Source organism: Haladaptatus litoreus (genome assembly GCF_900156425.1).
Taxonomy (GTDB): Archaea; Halobacteriota; Halobacteria; order Halobacteriales; family Haladaptataceae; genus Haladaptatus; species Haladaptatus litoreus.
This window is the reverse complement of sequence record NZ_FTNO01000001.1, coordinates 1,284,980-1,302,449: the sequence shown is the minus strand read 5'-3', so window position 1 is coordinate 1,302,449 and position 17,470 is coordinate 1,284,980. Positions and strand designations below refer to the sequence as shown.

At 58.6% G+C, this 17,470-nt stretch carries 17 protein-coding genes; 9 read left to right on the top strand and 8 right to left on the bottom strand.

Going from position 1 to position 17,470, the window contains the following annotated elements; all coding sequences use genetic code 11:
• Positions 1–15: 15 nt before the first annotated feature.
• Positions 16–450, top strand: a complete 435-nt coding sequence (locus tag BW974_RS06820) for a DUF7346 family protein (RefSeq protein ID WP_076429163.1) — start codon at positions 16–18, stop codon at positions 448–450.
• On the opposite strand, the gene rad50 is transcribed toward BW974_RS06820, so the two are convergent.
• The 3 genes from rad50 to BW974_RS06805 form a co-directional block, all read right to left on the bottom strand.
• Positions 427–3,093: a DNA double-strand break repair ATPase Rad50 gene (gene rad50 / locus BW974_RS06815; RefSeq protein WP_076429161.1), complete on the bottom strand. Its 2,667-nt coding sequence runs from the start codon at positions 3,091–3,093 to the stop codon at positions 427–429. The genes BW974_RS06820 and rad50 overlap by 24 nt on opposite strands.
• Entirely contained in the window at positions 3,090–4,532 is a 1,443-nt protein-coding gene (gene mre11, locus BW974_RS06810) for a DNA double-strand break repair protein Mre11 (RefSeq protein ID WP_076429159.1), read from the bottom strand. Before mre11 ends, rad50 begins: the two co-directional genes overlap by 4 nt.
• A 192-nt stretch (positions 4,533–4,724) precedes the next feature.
• The gene (locus BW974_RS06805; RefSeq protein WP_076429157.1) at positions 4,725–5,000 is read right to left on the bottom strand and encodes a MarR family transcriptional regulator; all 276 of its coding nucleotides are present in this window, start codon (positions 4,998–5,000) and stop codon (positions 4,725–4,727) included.
• A 151-nt stretch (positions 5,001–5,151) separates the two neighbouring features.
• Here BW974_RS06805 and pan1 point away from each other — a divergent pair, with 151 nt between their 5' ends.
• The gene (gene pan1, locus BW974_RS06800) at positions 5,152–6,369 is read left to right on the top strand and encodes a proteasome-activating nucleotidase Pan1 (protein WP_076429155.1); all 1,218 of its coding nucleotides are present in this window, start codon (positions 5,152–5,154) and stop codon (positions 6,367–6,369) included.
• Between the two features lie 375 nt (positions 6,370–6,744).
• Here pan1 and BW974_RS26935 read toward each other — a convergent pair whose 3' ends face one another.
• Positions 6,745–6,879 (bottom strand): hypothetical protein, encoded by a 135-nt coding sequence (locus BW974_RS26935; RefSeq protein WP_281247662.1) that lies wholly within the window; start codon positions 6,877–6,879, stop codon positions 6,745–6,747.
• A 404-nt stretch (positions 6,880–7,283) separates the two neighbouring features.
• Positions 7,284–7,481 carry a DUF5800 family protein gene (locus BW974_RS06795; RefSeq protein WP_076429153.1) on the bottom strand — a complete coding sequence of 66 codons (198 nt, stop codon included), beginning with the start codon at positions 7,479–7,481 and terminating at the stop codon, positions 7,284–7,286.
• A 147-nt stretch (positions 7,482–7,628) separates the two neighbouring features.
• Here BW974_RS06795 and BW974_RS06790 point away from each other — a divergent pair, with 147 nt between their 5' ends.
• From BW974_RS06790 to BW974_RS06770, 5 genes are all read left to right on the top strand, one after another.
• Complete coding sequence (locus BW974_RS06790) at positions 7,629–8,585, top strand: polymer-forming cytoskeletal protein (RefSeq protein WP_076429151.1); 957 nt, start codon at positions 7,629–7,631, stop codon at positions 8,583–8,585.
• 170 nt (positions 8,586–8,755) lie between these two features.
• Positions 8,756–9,604 (top strand): electron transfer flavoprotein subunit beta/FixA family protein, encoded by an 849-nt coding sequence (locus BW974_RS06785; protein ID WP_076429149.1) that lies wholly within the window; start codon positions 8,756–8,758, stop codon positions 9,602–9,604.
• A gap of 2 nt (positions 9,605–9,606) precedes the next feature.
• Positions 9,607–11,154 carry an electron transfer flavoprotein subunit alpha/FixB family protein gene (locus BW974_RS06780; protein WP_076429146.1) on the top strand — a complete coding sequence of 516 codons (1,548 nt, stop codon included), beginning with the start codon at positions 9,607–9,609 and terminating at the stop codon, positions 11,152–11,154.
• Between the two features lie 19 nt (positions 11,155–11,173).
• Positions 11,174–12,847 (top strand): FAD-dependent oxidoreductase, encoded by a 1,674-nt coding sequence (locus tag BW974_RS06775; protein WP_076429144.1) that lies wholly within the window; start codon positions 11,174–11,176, stop codon positions 12,845–12,847.
• Positions 12,848–12,869: 22 nt separating this feature from the next.
• On the top strand, positions 12,870–13,250 hold the full coding sequence (locus tag BW974_RS06770) for a DUF8055 family protein (RefSeq protein ID WP_076429142.1): 381 nt from the start codon (positions 12,870–12,872) through the stop codon (positions 13,248–13,250).
• On the opposite strand, the gene BW974_RS06765 is transcribed toward BW974_RS06770, so the two are convergent.
• On the bottom strand, positions 13,247–13,642 hold the full coding sequence (locus BW974_RS06765; protein ID WP_076429140.1) for a DUF2267 domain-containing protein: 396 nt from the start codon (positions 13,640–13,642) through the stop codon (positions 13,247–13,249). The two genes, BW974_RS06770 and BW974_RS06765, sit on opposite strands and share 4 nt — an antisense overlap.
• A 354-nt stretch (positions 13,643–13,996) precedes the next feature.
• Here BW974_RS06765 and BW974_RS06760 point away from each other — a divergent pair, with 354 nt between their 5' ends.
• Positions 13,997–14,203: a dodecin family protein gene (locus BW974_RS06760; RefSeq protein WP_076429138.1), complete on the top strand. Its 207-nt coding sequence runs from the start codon at positions 13,997–13,999 to the stop codon at positions 14,201–14,203.
• Positions 14,204–14,322: 119 nt separating this feature from the next.
• Here BW974_RS06760 and BW974_RS06755 read toward each other — a convergent pair whose 3' ends face one another.
• Positions 14,323–15,054, bottom strand: a complete 732-nt coding sequence (locus BW974_RS06755) for a GNAT family N-acetyltransferase (RefSeq protein ID WP_076429136.1) — start codon at positions 15,052–15,054, stop codon at positions 14,323–14,325.
• A 543-nt stretch (positions 15,055–15,597) separates the two neighbouring features.
• Between BW974_RS06755 and BW974_RS06750 the strand changes: the two genes are divergently transcribed.
• Positions 15,598–16,779 (top strand): redox-regulated ATPase YchF, encoded by a 1,182-nt coding sequence (locus BW974_RS06750; RefSeq protein ID WP_076429134.1) that lies wholly within the window; start codon positions 15,598–15,600, stop codon positions 16,777–16,779.
• Between the two features lie 6 nt (positions 16,780–16,785).
• On the opposite strand, the gene BW974_RS06745 is transcribed toward BW974_RS06750, so the two are convergent.
• Positions 16,786–17,448 (bottom strand): type 1 glutamine amidotransferase, encoded by a 663-nt coding sequence (locus BW974_RS06745; protein ID WP_076429132.1) that lies wholly within the window; start codon positions 17,446–17,448, stop codon positions 16,786–16,788.
• Between the last annotated feature and the right edge of the window lie 22 nt (positions 17,449–17,470).

Sequence of the window (17,470 nt, the reverse complement as noted above, 5' to 3'; positions counted from 1 at the left end):
CCGCTACGTCGATTTATGCGAACCGTGCGTGACGAATCGGGTGCTCGGTATCTCCTTCTCAAGCAGTCCGGTGAATCGAGTCTCGTCCGCGACCCGCAAACGGGAGACGAGAGCTATCTCGAAAACGACCGGCTCACTCCCGTCGAAGGCGAGTCGCCGCTAGAAACCGCCGCCAAGAGAGTGTCCTCGCCCGCTCGCAGAATCCTCACCGCAGTTCACAACGACCGCGCGCTCGGTCTGCTGGTCGAATTTTCTGACCGCGGAAGGCTTCCAGTCAGGGAACTCCTCTCTGCCTATGACCTCTGTGAAAGCGACCTCCACGGCCTTCTTGCTGAGTTTCGCGCCGCCGGACTCATTCAAGAATGCAGGGTCGCCGGCGAACGCGGCTACGAGTTGACGGACGTGGCAATCGAGGGACTGAACTCCCTACCCGAGGAGTTCGACCAGTGAATCACCGTGTTCGACGTGCGACCGGTTCGTCGTGGAATCTTTTTCGACCCGCACGAGGTCGTCCGCGGCCCCAACTAGTTCGTCGTCGTGACTGACGACGATAATCTGCTCGACGCCTAAACCGCGCATCGACTCCACGAGTTCGACCAGTTGCGAGACGTGGCCGGAGTCGAGGAACACCGTCGGTTCGTCCAGAATGAGAGGTGGCATCGGCGCACTACCTTCAATGCCTTCCGCGAGGAGGCGGTAAATCGCACACCGGAGACTGAGGTTGAACAGCGCTCGTTCGCCGCCCGATAGCTGTTCCGGGTCGAGCGGTTCGCCGTCCTTCTGGTAGATCGTCAGCCGGTATTCGCCGTCGAGCGCGATGCGCGAGTACGAATCGTTCTGATAGATGAGGTCGAACACTTCGTTCAACATCCGTTCTAAGTTTTCGACGTTCCGCTGGCGGAGTTCCGCCCGAAGGTCGCCGTACATCGCCTGCAAGTCGTCGGCTTCGTCGTACAGCGATTCGAGGGCATCCACCCGCGAGACGACTTCTTTCCGCCGTTCTCGGAGATTTTCGAGGGCTTCGATTTCGCCGCGAACGCCGCCGATTCGGTCGATGAGGTCGTCTCGTTGCTCCCGGAGGGTTTCTAACTCCTCACCGACCTGTTCGAGGTACGCTTCCGCTTGCTGCTTACTCTCGCGCGCTTTCTCGACTTTAGACTCGTCGTACAACTCCTCCAATTCAGTCCGACGCGACCGCTTTTCGGCGAGACGGTCGCGCCGTTGGTCGTTCAGTTCTTGCAGATGCGTTCGCTTCTCGGCGAGGCGGTCGAGTTCGTCCTCCGCATCCTCGATTTCGTCTCGGATGGCTTGGATTCGTTCGAGTCGGGTTTTGGCGTCGGAAATGGACTGTTCCTCTCGTTCGAGTTCTTCGACCGTTTCGCGGTGCGTTTCCGCCTTCGATTCGAGTTCGGTTGCGTCCTCCGACCGTCCCTCCGCGTCGTCGGCCAGTTCGTCCGCCTCTTCACGGAGCGTTTCGACCTGTTCCCGTTTTTCCTCGACTGCTGTCTCGCGGCTTTCCACCAACTGCTCGACGTTTTGCCGGTTGGTTCGCAGTTCGTTCGCGCGGTTTTCGGCGGCCACGAGCGATTCCGCAGTTTCGATTTTCGATTCCAGACTGCTCTGCTTTTCGCGGAGTTCTTCGAGTCCCGATATCAGTTCCGCCACTCGTTCCCGGTCTTCGGCTATCGTATCGACGTGTGGCGATTCTTCGACCGACTGGCCGCACTCCGGGCATTTTCCTGCATCCAGCAGTTTCTCGGCCTCTTCGACCTGCCCTTCAGCAGTTCGGAGTTTCGTCCGGCATTCCGTCGCTTCCTCGCGACAGTCCGCCAGTTCGGAGCGAAGCGATTCGAGGTGGCCACTCGCCTCGCCAAATTCGATTGGTGCATCCTCGAACGACTCGCGCTCGGATTCGATTTCGGCGTCGAACTCCGACAGTTTCTCCCGTCGGTCTTCGAGTTCGTCGGTCGCGGCTTCGATTTCCGTTTCGAGTTCTTCGGCTCGATTGCGTTTTTTGCGCCCTCGTGCCTCGAGTTCTTCCGCGCGTTCCGCGAGGTTCGACGCCTGATTGTCGAACATCTGGGCTTTCATCCGAGCGTCTTCCAGTTGCTCGCTGACCTCGTCGTCCTTCGTCTCCAGTTCGTCCAGTCGAGTGGAGAGTTCGTCCTCTTTTGCTGCGTCGAGTTCCGTGTCGCGCAGTTTGGTGTCGATGTCGGACTCCAACTCCGAGATTTCGTCCCGAATCTCACTGGCCCGCTCACGGAGTGAGTCGTGTTCTTGTTCCGTCTCCGAGATTTCGGTTTGTAGGTTCCCAATGTCGTTCTCGAGCGACGACAATTCTTCGCGCTTTTCGTCGTAGGATTCGAGAACGTTTTTCGCGTCGTCACGTGCCTGTTCGGCCTTGTCGCGTTGTTCTTCGTAGTTTTCAATTTTCGATTCGACCTCGTTGCGCTCCGATTCGAGGTCGTTCAGGAGGCTGTGAAGATTTTTTTCCTCCTTCGCTACGATTTGCGTGTCGAGTTCGGAAAGGCTTCCGCGTCGGTCGTCGAGGACGCTTTTCACGCCGAGGCGGGCGTCACTGGCGCGTTCTCGGTACTCCTCTAGTTTACCCAACTGGAGCAGGTCGTCGATCATATCCTGTCGTTGCGCGGGTGTCGCGTTGATGAGTTTGTTCACCTCGCCCTGCCGGACGTAGGCGCAGTTGACGAACGCATCGGCGTCCATACGAAACAGCGAAGCGATGTGATTGCGCACGTCTCGTGCCCCGTCGAAACTCCCGTCGGGAGTTTCGAGGACGCATTTCGCGGTTTGGGCGGAGTCGCCGGTCGCTCGAATCCGACGATGGATGTGGTAATCGCCGCCAGCGTGTTCGAACCAGAGTTCGATTTCTGCGTCCTCCGCGCCGATGGTGACGACATCCTCCAGCGTTCGGTCGAGTGCGTTCGCGCCGTAAAGCGCGAAAAAGCACGCTTCGAGCAAAGAGGATTTGCCACTGCCGTTGAGTCCGTGAATGACCGTGACGCCGGTGTCGAGGCGTAAATCCGCGTCCTCGTAGCATTTGAAGTTCGAGAGGCGAATCCGGTCGAATCTCACAGGTAATCCTCCATGGAAACTTGGTCGTCTCCGGAACTACTGTCCGTTGTTTCCGGTACTTCAGAAGAATCAGTCGTCTCGGTGTTGTCGGCGGAGTCTGCCGTCCCGGTGTTGTCGGCGGATTCCCCGCCGTCGGCAGTTGTAGTCGTGCCATTCATGGATTCGTCGGTTGCTGGCTCATCGTCTGCTGCGCCAGTTGTCGATTCGACAGTATCTGCGGAATCAGTCGCCCCGACGACTGATTCCGCAGTTTCCTCTTCTCCCTCGTCAGTCTCCGTGTCTGTCGATTCGTCTACCACTTCGTCCTCCGCTTCCACGTCATCGGAGGCAGGTTCGAACGCATCAACGTCCTCCGAGATGCGGTCTGCGACGTGTTCTTCGACCGCAGTTCGAACGTTCGAATCGGCGACTTTGCTCGCACGGACGATTTCGTCCACATCGTGTGCAGTTTCGCTGAGTCCCATCTCACGAACCCGACTTCTGACGGCGTCGTCCGGGTCGGCGAAGGAAACCGAAAGCTCGTCCGCTTCGGCTTCGATTTCCCGGCGGTCGGTGACTCGAGTGACGAGCGCACCTTCGTCCAGTGCGAACTCCTCGACTCGCGCAGCAGTTACGTCCCCGCCCTCGCCTTCGATGGAAATCAGGGCGACCGAATCGTCGAGGTCGTACTCACGAACGACGTCGCGGATTCGGTCGATTCCTTCCTCTCCCTTGAGTTCGACCGAGATAAATTCGAAATCGCGGGTTTCGATTCCGCGGCGCGAAAGCGCCACGTCGCCGTCGAATGTGACGATGTTGTAGCCCCGGGCGTCGCGCTCGCTGGCGCTCGCGCGCTCGGTGGAACCGCAGTAGGTGACCCACGTTCCATCGACTCGCTCCTTTTCCGGTTTGTGGTTGTCCCCGAGCAACATCGCGTCGAAATCGACCGACGCTTCGCTCAGGACGACTTCCGACTCCCAGTTGCCGAAATCGAAGGGCGTGAAAAGTCCGTGTCCGACGAGTGCAGAATGCTCCTGCTCGTGCGGCGAAAAATCGTATTCGAGGTCGTCCCGCTTCGATTCCGGAACGTGGTCTAAGCCGTAGAATGCGGTATCTCCCACGACGACCGGTTCCGCGCCGAGTCGAGTGGCCAGTCCGAGCGTTTCGAGCAGGTCGAGCCACTGTTCGCCGCGCGTACTTTCGTGGTTGCCGACGATGGCGAGAAACGGAATCTCTGCACGTTCGAGTTTCCTGAGAACCGAAATTGTCCCGTGGAGGTCGGAAAGTCCGGGTCGTCGGTCGTGGAACAAATCGCCCGCGTGGATGACGGCGTCGAAATCGTCTTCGATTGCGTCATCCACGACGCTGTCGAACGCGGAGAGGAAATCGTTCCGTCGTTCGGGCGAATGATACTGCCGATACCCGATATGGGTGTCGCCCGTGTGAATCACCCGTGTCATTGATTTGTTCGTTGGCTTCCTGCTGTTAAATGATTTCCGTGAGCGCCACGGTACGGTCGATGACGAATCGGATGGTGCTCCGATGGGACGAATGAAAAATCAGGAGAGGGCTGGACAAATCGACAGGGAAACGATTTCGAACTCACGGCCCGGATTGGGCGCGTGTTCTGATATAAACGCTTGGATTCTGTGTTACTGAATGTCGAGCGTGTAGAGTCGTTTGCGCGCATCCGAGAACGAAAACCGCGAATCGACGAGGTCTTCGTCTTCGAGTCGATTCAACGCGTAGCGGACCGTTCGAGGCGGCAGGAGCGTTTCGTCGGCCAGTTCGCTCTGGGTCATCGTCTCGTTGTACTCCAACACCTTCGCGACCAACTTTGCACTGGGTGGAAGGTCGCGGACAGCCTCGGTCGAATCTGCGTCTTGCAACCGGTTAGTGTTCGTCTGGGATAGCTCTGGGACACTCATCGACTACCAATTTCAGATACAGGGTGATAATATTTCCTATTCAATTTTATTACTCATGGGAATTGTCACGGTAAGCTGTGTAGCGGCAAAAACGGTGCGAAAAGGTCGGTCACCCGAAGCCTCTTAAGAGACAGGCGCTTATCCGGAATTGATGACCGATACTGTGGATGACGTAGAACTCCCCTACGACGAGGAGAGTACGTCCAGACAGGAGAAAATAGAGGCACTCCAAGAACGCCTCGAAGTCCTCGAATCCCAGAACGAGGAGATGCGAGACAAACTCCTCGACGCGAACGCGGAGAACAACAAGTACCAGCAGAAGCTCGAACGGCTCACGCACGAGAACAAGAAGCTAAAGCAGTCCCCGTTGTTCGTCGCCACCGTGCAGGAGATTACGGACGAGGGTGTTATCATCAAACAGCACGGTAACAATCAGGAAGCCGTTACCGAAGTGACTGATGAGATGCATACCGAACTCGAACCCGACTCCCGAGTCGCCGTCAACAACTCTCTCTCTATCGTAAAGACCCTTGACGACGAAACGGACGTTCGTGCCCGCGTGATGCAAGTCACGAAGAGTCCCGAAGTCACCTACGAGGACATCGGCGGACTGAAAGAGCAGATGAACGAAGTCCGTGAGACGGTCGAGATGCCGTTGGAGAGTCCCGAGATGTTCACCGAAGTTGGCATCGACCCACCGTCCGGCGTTCTGCTCTACGGCCCACCCGGAACCGGGAAAACCATGCTGGCGAAAGCAGTCGCCAACCAGACCGATGCGACCTTCATCAAGATGGCCGGGTCAGAACTCGTCCACAAGTTCATCGGCGAGGGCGCGAAACTCGTCCGTGACCTGTTCGAAGTCGCCCGTCAGCACGAACCGGCCGTCCTCTTCATCGACGAAATCGACGCCATCGCGTCGAAGCGTACCGACTCGAAAACGTCGGGTGACGCAGAAGTGCAGCGTACGATGATGCAGTTGCTCTCGGAGATGGACGGCTTCGAAGACCGCGGCGAAATCCGCATCATCGCCGCCACCAACCGCTTCGACATGCTCGACCGCGCGATTCTCCGCCCCGGTCGTTTCGACCGCCTCATCGAGGTGCCGAACCCGAACGACGAGGGCAGAGAGCAGATCTTCCGCATCCACACCCGCGGCATGAACGTCGCCGACGACGTGGACTTCGAAAAACTCGCCGTCGAAACGGGCGACGCCAGCGGTGCCGACATCAAGGCCATCTGTACCGAGGCCGGGATGTTCGCCATCCGCGACGACCGCACCGAAATCACGATGCAGGACTTCGAAGACGCACGGGAGAAAATCGAGGCGGAAGACGACGAAAGCGACGAAGTCTCCAAGACGTTCGCCTAAGCGAACCGTCAAACACAGTCGGTCTTTTCAGGTTCGCGGTTTTGTGTTTCAGTTGATACTTGTCTTGGTGCAGTGACGACCACAGAAGTCACGTCTACAGATACGCCCTCGCTCTCGCAGTCACTCGTGGCAGAGCCACTCGTTCCTTGTTCGCTCGCCCGTACCCGCCAGGACAGCAAGGCCGGGTGCGCTGAGGCGCACCCGGCCAACCCAAGTTTAGCCAGTCGTTTTGTAACGGTAATTCATCTTGCCGAAATCTATGGCAAACCAAACAATCAATTGGGGCCGAGTGCAGCGTGAGCGAGGGCCTGGCCTACAGCTAACAGTTGTAATCTGGCCTTCTTGGTTTCGTTTCTAGCAGTTAGAAAATGCGACTTACAGCGCGGTGAAAATCAGATACGGCACGCCGAACAACAGGACGGTCATCACGGCAAGGATGAGCAGGTACGACGCAATCGTGCCTGCCGCGGTCAGCCACGCGGGGTGGTCGAAATCGGCTGGAAGGTTCATACACGATTGTTCGGCGGGAGTACCTAAATCCTACCGGAAAAGGGGGGCAGTCAGTGAACAGAGTATGACCAACAAACAGGCTGTGGAAATCACCAATAAAATATGTCGGAACAATCCAGAGAGAGGTTTCTCTTTGGATTCGTAATAATACTCAACTGATATAGCTAGAAAGAGAAATAGTAATGAAATATCTGCATAAAGAGAAATCGAAGGCGTTTCCCCTGTCCACCGTACAACAGTTCGGAGAGCAACTCCGACAGCGCCAAGAACAAAAACCCATGGCAGATACGTTTTTGGGTATTTCATTAGAGAATATCTACTAATTTCAAACAAAAATTTATTTATATAAATTTATATTCAACTGAAACCGGGGCATCTGTATATTATACGTTGGAGAGAACGTGCTATCGAATAATATCTCCGATTCGGCGTGCTTGCCCTCCCAGTGACGGGTCTTTCTCCACGATTCGCAGGACTTCGTGGTCGGTCACGTCGAAGTAGGATTTCTGCGTCGCGTCCTCGATGAGGTCTTTTTCGAGTCGGAACTCGGTTCCTTCGTAAACCACATCGACGCCCTCGTCATCGAATGAAAGAGTAGTCATACTCCGGCGTTAGCCCCCGACGGATAAAAAAGCTGTAGAATAGCTATCGACACACAGGTGTTTGGGAACGTAGCGCATCCCAACTCGGCAGACGAGCGTCAGACGTTCTCGGGAGGATTTATTACGCGGGAATCGTTGGTAGGATGTGTGCCGCTCCGCTCCGACCCTCTGGATGAACTTTCGATTCCCGACGGGACGACCGTCGAAGAACACGACCTCGTGACCAACGGCGACATCATCGTCGGCGCACAGAGCACTGTCGAGTTCGGCGTGCGTGGGAACCACGTCATCGCGGGCGAGCGAGCGACGTTTGGCGGACATATCGAAGCTGAGGCGGACTGTCGCCTCGACCTCTGGTCGGAGGTCGATGGCGACGTTCTCGTCGGACAGGACGCCTACTTGGGCGAGCGCGTCCACGTTGCCGGGCGATTGATGGTCAGCGGCGACCTCGACATCGGCGACGACGTTCAAATCGACAACGGATTCGAAGCGAACGGCTGGATTGTCATCCGAAATCCGATGCCGACCGTCGTGTTCCTCTTCGTCTACCTCTCGCAGTTGCTCCGACTGGGCGAGGAGGAGGCCGCGAAAAACGTCATCGACGAGATGCTGGACGAAAGCGAGGCCGACCCGGCGGTCATCCCGCGAAGCGCCCACGTCAGCGACGATGCGTGGCGCGTTTCGACCCCCGCGACAATCGGCGACGAATGCCGACTGCACGGCAACATCCGCGCCGAGGAAATCGAGATGGGTTCGAAGACCGAACTGTTCGGCAGTCTTCGTGCTCGCGGCGACATCGTCGTGGGGGAGAAGACGCGAATCCACGGCGACGTGACGACCCGCAATGGGACCGTCGTTTTGGAAGACGGGGCGGAAGTGCTGGGCGACGTAGCCTGCACGGACCTCGAATTTCACGAGAACGCAACTGCTGATGGAACCATGCGTGCTCGCGGCGAGATGACGATGATTCGGAGCGAGCGACGAAGGCCGACTGGTGAATCCGATGATGAAAACGAAAACGAGGCGGAAGATGCCGTCGAGACGGCGGAAACCGCCCATCAGCGAGAACGAGGCGCGGGAGACGGCCCTGCTCCGCAAGCCTGAGTATTGACACGTTTCGGTCGTTATCTCACAGAAATGACAGACATCATCAGCGGGTAGTATTCTATTGGAATGTCAGATTTTTGTTGACTTCCCAACAGTATAATAACCTCCGGGGGCTTTGGTACTTGGTGACGTATGCAAACTAAACACAGTCATGGTTGGTGGTATCAATGCACTCGGTCGTGTTGACGAAAGGCGTCCCCGACTTCCGCGAGGGGCAGGTGTCGTTCGACGAGGACGGTCACTTAGAACGCGGACGGACGCCGACGGTGATGAACCCGAACGACGAGTTCGCCCTCAAGGCTGCCCTCCAGACGAAAGTGAAACACGGCGGGCAGGTGAGCGCGATGAGCATGGGGCCGCCGGGCTACGCCGACGTGCTCCGCGAAGCGATGACGGTGTACGCGGACGACTGCTATCTCCTCTCCGACCGCGAGATGGCCGCCGCGGACACGTGGGCGACGGCGATTACCCTCTCGGCAGGAATCGAAAAAATCGGCGAACCGGATTTGGTTTTCGCGGGGTTCAAAACCGCAGACGGAGAGACGGGACAGACCGGCCCGCAGACGGCGTGGTGTCTGGACTATCCCATCATCACGCACGTCATCGCGATGGAAGTCGACGAGGAGGAACGACAGGTACGCGCGAAACGACTCGTGGAGGGTGACGTAGACGAAATCGAAACCGTCACCGCGCCGCTTCCGGCATTCATCGTGACCGACCCGGAGTACGAACCATCGTACCGAAAGTCGGCCCACCGACTCCAGAAGAAGCGACTGAAAGCCGAAACCGAAGAACGCGCCGAGGAGTACGAAGAGTACCTCTCGACGTGGGACCACGCCGACCTCAATCTCGACCCGGAGTACATCGGACTGGACGGGTCACCGACAATCGTGTCGTCGGTTGACCCGATTCCGAAGGCTCCGGCGGAGCGGGATGCCACGATGGTCACGCCCGACGACGAGGAGGCGATAGAGGACGTGCTCGAAACGATGCGGCCATTCGCCACGGGGGACTGATAATGACGAACGAAAATCCCGGCGACCGAACCGTCGAGGAACTGGAAGAGGACGTACAGACCGTAGAAGACCCGGGTGCTTTGGACGACCTGCTTACGGACGAAGAAGAAGGCAAAGACAGGAAGACGGCAAAGGAGGTCATCCAAGCCCGAATCGACGAACTGGAAGCCGAGACAGAAGGTGGTGAAGTCGAAGACACGGAAACCGAAGGCGAGTACGAAGAGACAGCGGAGGACGTGGCAGACCCGGACGAGGGAGAAGAAACGGCGGAATCGGATACATCCGATTCCGCTGATGCAGACGAAGCAGATGAAGCCGAAGCGGAGGAAGAAGACGACGGACTCACCCATCCCACCGCGGACAAAAAACACGTTCGGGCGCTGGAAGACGGCGTCTACCGCGACATGTGGGTGTACTGCGAGACGCAGGGCGGCGAACTCCTCGACGTATCGAAGGAGATGCTCGGCAAGGCCCGCGAGTTGATGGACGACTACGAAACCGAGTACGGCGGCGACGAACGAGTCGTCGCCGTACTCGTCGGCGACGACATGCACGACCTCGCGGAGGAGTGTATCGCGCTCGGCGCGGACGTGGCGGTGTACCACGACGACGACCGACTGGAGCGATTCCGCCACAAGCCATACACCGAAATCGTGGCGGATATGGCGCGAACCGATGCCGACTGGAAGGAGTACGACAAACCGCGCTACTTCCTCTTTCCGGCGACCAACAACGGACGCGACCTCTCCGCACAGGTACAGGGCGAACTCGACTCCGGACTCGCGAGCGACTGTTCGGGCTTGACCATCACGAACGAACTCATCTCGAATCCGGTAAAAACCGGCATGCCCGGCGAGAAGGTGGATTTCGAGCGCATCCTCCACATGAAACGCCCCGATTTCTCCGGGTTCGAGTACTCGACCATCCTCTGTATCGACAACCCCGACCGGGAGTTCCACCCGCAGGGCTGTTCCGTGATTCCGGGTAGTTTCGACGCGATGGAAGCCGACCCCGGACGTGAAGGCGAAATCGTTTCCCACGACATCGACACGCCGGACGACTGGTATCGAGTCGAAGTTACCGAGTGGGACACCCTCGATGCGGGCGTCGATTTGACCGGGCGGGAAGTCGTCATCGCAATCGGTCGCGGCATCGGCGACGACCCCACGGAAGGAATCGAACTCGCCCTCGACCTCGTGGACGCCTTCGACGACGCCGACCTCGGCCTTTCTCGAGGTGTCGTTACGGCCTCCTACAACGTGGAGGGTCACGTCGAGCAGTACGTCAGCGAGGAGCGCCAAATCGGCGAAACCGGCCAAATCGTCCAACCGCCGCTCTACATCGCGGCGGGCATCAGCGGCGCGATTCAGCACAAAGTCGGCATGGACGAGTCGGAGACGATTATTGCGATTAACACCGACACGGACGCCGACATCAAGGATTTCAGCGATTACTTCATCGAAGGCGACCTGTTCGAAGTGCTTCCCCGCCTCACCGAGGCAGTCGAGGCGGGCGAACTAGATGCGGTCGTGGCGGAAGACGATGACTGAACATGGTGATTGACAGCCAATGACAGGAGAATACGAACAGTACGAAGCCGTCGTAGTCGGTGCTGGCCCCGGTGGAGCCGCGGCGGCCGCGACGCTCGCACGCAACGGAATCGAAACGCTCGTCTTGGAACGCGGTGTCGAAGCCGGGTCGAAAAACGTCTCCGGCGGCCTCATCTACGCCGAGGAGTCGGCGCCGTACACCATCGACTCGCTCTTTCCTGATTTCCGCGAAGAGGCCGCAGAACGCCCGATTACGAGCTACAACATCCACAACGTCGCCGACGAGAAGGTGAAATCGTTCGATATCACCCGACTCCACGAACACGACACGGAGTGGTCCGACGCCGTCCTCCGGCGCAAAATGGACTCGTGGTTGGCCGACCGGGTTCACGAGATGACGAGCGAAACCGGCGGCGGCCTGCTGACTGGCGTTCGAGTGAACGGCTTACTCCGCGAGAGCGGCAAAATTGTCGGCGTCACCTGCGACGAACTCGACCCCATCAAGGCCGACTTCATCATCGCGGCGGACGGCGTAAACAGCGAACTCGCCCGCGATGCCGGTCTGATGGACTGGGACGAACCGGACGAATGGTTCCAAGGTGTGAAAGCAGTCATCGACATGCCCGAAGACGTTATCGCGGAACGGTTCGGCGTGTCGCCGAACACAGGCGAAGCGCACCTCTTCTCGGGCAACCTGTTCGAGGACGTTCGCGGCGGTGGTTTCCTCTACACGAATCAGGATTCGCTGTCGATTGGCACGGTTTTCCACCTCGACAGTCTGGTGGCGGAGGAGGCGGAACCGCACGAACTGCTCGACAATCTGCTCACGCATCCCTTGCTCGCCCAGTGGTTGAACGGCCACTACGACGAGGTGGAGTACAGCGCGAAACTCGTCCCCGATTCGAAGAAGGCGGCGCACCCCGCGCCCCACCGCGGGCGTCTCGCGCTCGTCGGAGACGCTGGCGGGCAGATGCAGGCCCAAGGGCCGATTATCAAGGGAATGAACCACGCCGTGACTGCCGGCGCGCTCGCTGCCGAGGCCTTCGCCGAGGCGCGAATGCGCGGCGACCCAGAAAAGGCCGGACGACTGTACGAGAAGAAGTTGAAAGACGAGGGCGTGATGGGGAAACTGCGTCCGAAGCAGTACCGAACCCTCGGACGATTCGGCGAGAACGGAACAATAGCAGAGTTCACCGACAACCTTCTCACGTCGCCGATTGGCCGTGCCGTGCTTCGCTCTGGCGCGATGGAGTCGCAACTGGAGCGCCTGTACAGTTCGCCGTTCCTCTCTTCGATGATTCCGGACACGAAGACGCCCTACGTCACGCTCCCGACGGTTATCGCGGAGGAGTTGGGCACCGAAATCGAAGACGTGAACGAGGTCGAACCGAAGAGCCTCGCCGACCGAATCGGCGATTTGACCTACGACACCGACGTGGGCAACCCACACATCCGCCTGCGAAACGACTCCTACGAAGCCAGCGGCGAGGCGGTTTCGGCCTGTCCGGTCAGCGCGAAGGATTTCGGCGGCGGATGCTACCGCGAGGAGACGGTGCAGATGAACGGCCACGAGGAGAAAATCGTGAGCCTCGACACGCAACCCTGCGTCGAATGTGGCACTTGTGCCGTCGTCGCCGAGACGGAGTGGGAACACCCGCGCGGCGACAAAGGCGTGGAGTTCAAACAAGGGTGAGCGAGAACAGGAGGAGTCACGAATGACCGAACACCGCGACCGAATCGCCGACCTCGCAAACCGGGCGCAGGCCGACCGTAAATCGTTCGACCCGCCAGAAAACCCGCCGGACGAGGAGCGCGCGGTGTCCATCCTGCGTTCGGGCGTCGGCGATGTCGTCTCGGTGTACGTCGAAGGGCGAACCGGCGAGTTCGTGCGATTCGACGAATGGGAGATGACGCGGCTTGAGCAGGCGCTCAACGACTGGTTGGCGCTGTACGCACGCTGTTACGGCCACGAAATAGAGACTGAGTTCACGGTTCGGGAAGTCGCGGAACTGGTCGTGAAGACCCACAATATTCACGACACGGTGCAACTGCTGACCCGGATTCCGAGTCCTGAAATCCGGCGTGCACGGCGCTAGTCGAACGCTTCTTCGTTTCCGACGAGTTCGAACAGCGGGTCGTACTCGTCCGGCAACTGCTGGCGGACCTGTTGGTACTCTCCCTCCGGAACGACTTCGGCGACGAGCGACAGCACGCCTTTGGCGTGAAAGAGCGCGTCCTGTCGTTCGATTCCTTCGCGCTCCGCAACGCGGTCTACGAACTCGTCGAAGTGGAATCGCTGGCCGGATTCCGCCCGTTCGAGATACCAGTCGATTTCCATCGGGAGCGGCCCCGCGAGGTCTTTGGCTTCCCCCTCCTGCAATCGCTCGCCGAGCGTCGTCAGCGTGGCGCGAATCGCTCGAACCGTTTTTCCCTGCGTATCCAACTTCAGTCGGTGCTGTGTCTGGCCGATAAACTGGCTGTAATCCATGTTTTCCCCCAACCATAGAACGTCGGGAAAGTACAAGAATCGAATGGCAGAATCGGGCAGGGATGGTTGGTCGAAATTTTTACAGCCACTGTGGCGCGCGCTGGTACGCTCCTGAGGACTGTACGTCCGAAGGGGTGTACTGACAGCGTGCGAGGGATGACCGGAATGAGTGAAACGAATGACGGGAATCGGTTGGGGAGGTGTGTGGTCGGTTGCGGTTTGCGGTTTCATTGGAGTCGTGATTTGCTTCGATACAATCGAATCAAATAGGAGTGAGCAAATCACGACTCCAAACGAACCACCTCAAAGCACGGCCACAAAACGCTACCCGGATGCTGGCGTAGGGTGGATGCCATGACGGCAGTAAAAATCATCAAAGTGCTCGGCACGTCCGAAGAATCGTGGGAAGACGCCGCTCGGGAAGCAGTCGAACAGGCGAGCCAGACCATCGACGAGATTCACGGCGTCGAAGTCGAAGATTGGACGGCCGACGTAGAGAATGGTGAGATAACGGGATACAAAGCGACGGTCGAAGTCGCGTTCCCGGTTCGCCACGAATAAACGGGGGGTGGCGGCGAGAATCGAGTTCGACGTTCCTTTTCGAAATCGAACACCTGCCGAGCAGTCGCCATCGCTCTCGGAACAATGCGGTTGCGGTACTGGTTTGGAAAATAGAGATGCTACAGTTTCACCGCCATCATCACCTCGTCTACGTAGTCGCCCCCGATTTTGTAGTGGTCTTTCCGAACCGCCTCGGTTTCCCAGCCGTGGGCTTTGAGGAAGTCGATGGCGTTCTGGTTGGTCGAAGGAGCGCTCTGGTACACCTTTTCGTAGCCGTTCGACCCGGCCCACTCCAACCCGCGTTCGAGCAGGTGGCTTCCGATTCCGTGGCCGGTGTACTCGTCCAAGACGCCGACGGTCAACTCCGCAGTGTGGCTGAGTTTGTCCAGTTCCGGCGCGTGGAGGTGCACCCAGCCGACCACGTCGTCGTTCACCGTGGCGACGAAGAACATCCGCGATTGGAGTTCGTTGTGCCGGAGCAGGGCCTCCTGGTGGTCGATTTCGTCCGCGACGGTTTCCGCGACGATGTAGGTTCCTTCCTCCGCGACCTGTCGAATCGCGCCGACGATACCCGTCAGGTCTTCCTGCCGGGCGGGGCGGATGATGAACTCTATATCCTCATCGAGGAACTCCTCTTCCGCCCCGGTTTCGAGCGAGACGGTGAGGACGCCGTCGTCCTCCGAGAGGTAGCCATCCCGACGGAGGATGGCGACGTGGTGGAGGAACCCACTCGGGTCGATGCCGAGCGACTGCTGTACGTCGTCCGCGTCGGCCGTTCCGTGCTGTTCTACGTATTCGTAGATGTGCTTGCGGTCTTCGTGGCCGAACTCTAGTTTCTCGGAGAACTCCATGCACACTGTTACCACTTATCCCTACTTATTATTAACGATGGATTGGACAGTGGACTGAGAGGACTTACGATTCTATGGATTGGGTCGTTTGAGAGTGATTTTGGTCGGGTTTTGTGGTTATTTTCGACATTATAGGACAAATCACGACTCCAAATGACGGCCTTGACGAAACAGGCAGTGCGTAGTTTACCCCGGAACAGATATGATATAGACAAATCACGTCAACAGATAACCGCCTCCGTAAGCCACACCCTCCCCAAACTGATTCCTTCCCTCGTTTCACTCGGTCAGTCATCCATCGTCAGAGACACGCTCTGCCGAGCCGTTCGCTCGCACGGGAATAGCAAGCGCTTCCCTGCTCTCGTTCGCGTTGCTCACGAGAACTCCGCTCACGAAGACCTCGCACGCTGTCAGCGCTGGCGTCTCGGACGTACAGTCCTCGCTGCCACGCTAGCGCGCCATCCCGGTTGCGAAGATTCGTTCACGAACATCCTCTCTCGAAAAACCGAAAGGCAGTTCCCGGTTTCCCTGTTACCGACGAGCATGATTTCCATCGCGCTCGCGGGCAAGCCCAACGCCGGGAAGTCCACCTTCTACAAATCTGCGACGCTGGCCGAGGTAGACGTGGCGAACTACCCATTCACGACAATCGACGCGAATCGCGGCGTGAGCCACGTCCGAACCGACTGTCCCTGTCTCGAACGCGATGAACGATGTGGGAACGAACACTGCCACGACGGCAAACGCTACGTCCCCATCGAACTGCTCGACGTGGCTGGACTTGTCCCGGGCGCACACGAAGGCCGTGGACTGGGTAACCAGTTCTTGGACGAACTGACGAACGCCGACGCAATCATCAACGTCGTGGACGCTTCCGGCGGAACCAACGAGGAAGGCGAACCCGTCGAAGTCGGCACCTACGACCCAGTCGAGGAAGTCGATTTCATCGAGGAGGAGATGAACCAGTGGCTCGCAGGCATCATCGAACGCAACTGGGAAACCGTCGAACGCCAGTCGCGCTCGCCCGGATTCGACATCGACGAGGCTCTCTCGGAGATGCTGACGGGATTCGGCGCGAGCGAACACGAAGTGGCGGCTAGCCTCCGCGAACTCGAATACCCCGACGACCCCCAACAGTGGACGGACGACCATCGCGAAGCACTCGCCCGCGACATCCGCGCCCGAACCAAGCCGATAATTCTCGTGGCGAACAAGGCCGACATCGCGCCCGAAGAGAACATCGAACGACTGCGCGAAACCGGCAAACCCGTCATCCCTGCGACTGCAGAAGGCGAACTCGCACTTCAGAAGGGAGTCGAAGCGGGCGTCGTGGACTACGATTCCGGTGATGACGATTTCGAAATCGTTGGCGACCTGAGCGGCCAACAGCAGGCCGGACTCGAACGAATCAGAGGCGTCATGCAGGAGTGGGGCGGAACCGGCGTGCAGGACGCCCTCGACACCGCCGTCTACGACCTGCTCGACAGAATCACGGCCTATCCCGTGCAGAACGAATCGAAGTGGACGGACGGCCAAGGAAACGTGCTTCCCGACGCCTTTCTGCTCCCGAACGGTTCGACTCCACCAGACCTCGCGTATGCAGTTCACAGCGACATCGGCGACGGCTATCTCCACGCCGTCAACGCGAAGACGAACCGCGACATCAGCGACTCCTACGAGTTGGAAGAGGGCGACGTCATCAAAATCGTGAGTACGGCGAAGTAGTCGTGGTCACAACTCGCGGTCGTCGCTGTTTTCGTCCACGCCAACCAGTCGAGCGAAATTTTCGAACACCTGCTCCCCGTTCACGTCCGAAAACGAGTCCTCGTTCTCCTGCCAGCCAAAATCCGCGGACACTCTCGGGTAAAGCCTCTCCGTAAACTCCGGATGAAACTGCATCGTCCACAACGGAACGTCCCGATGCCGAGTGGCGAAATGGTCGTTGTACTTCGTTGAGGCAATCGTTTCCATCCCGTTTCCGGTTTCGACCAGGTGGTCGCCGTGAACCGCCGGAACGACCGGCGAAACAGCCTCGAAAATCGGGTCGTCCGCGAGGTCAGCACGGACGAGTTCGTTCGTCAGTCCGCGATGTTCGACCGACCCGCCGAGCGCGTGGTTGACGATTTGGTGGCCGAAACAGACACCGAGGGTCGGAATCTCGCGAGCGACCAGTTCGCGGACGAACTGGATTTCCTCGTCCATCCACGGATAGTCCGCACGCTCGTACACGCCCGCCGTGCTTCCGGCGACGATGACGCCGTCCACGCCGGAGAGCGATGGGTTCCCGCCCTCGTTCGCGTAGTCGTAAACTCGGTGCTCCGGAAGATAGGTTCGCATCTCGCGAACGAAGTAGCGGAAATCGGGGTTGACCTCGTTTTCCAGTACGAGCAACATCGACCGACTATCGAACGGAATC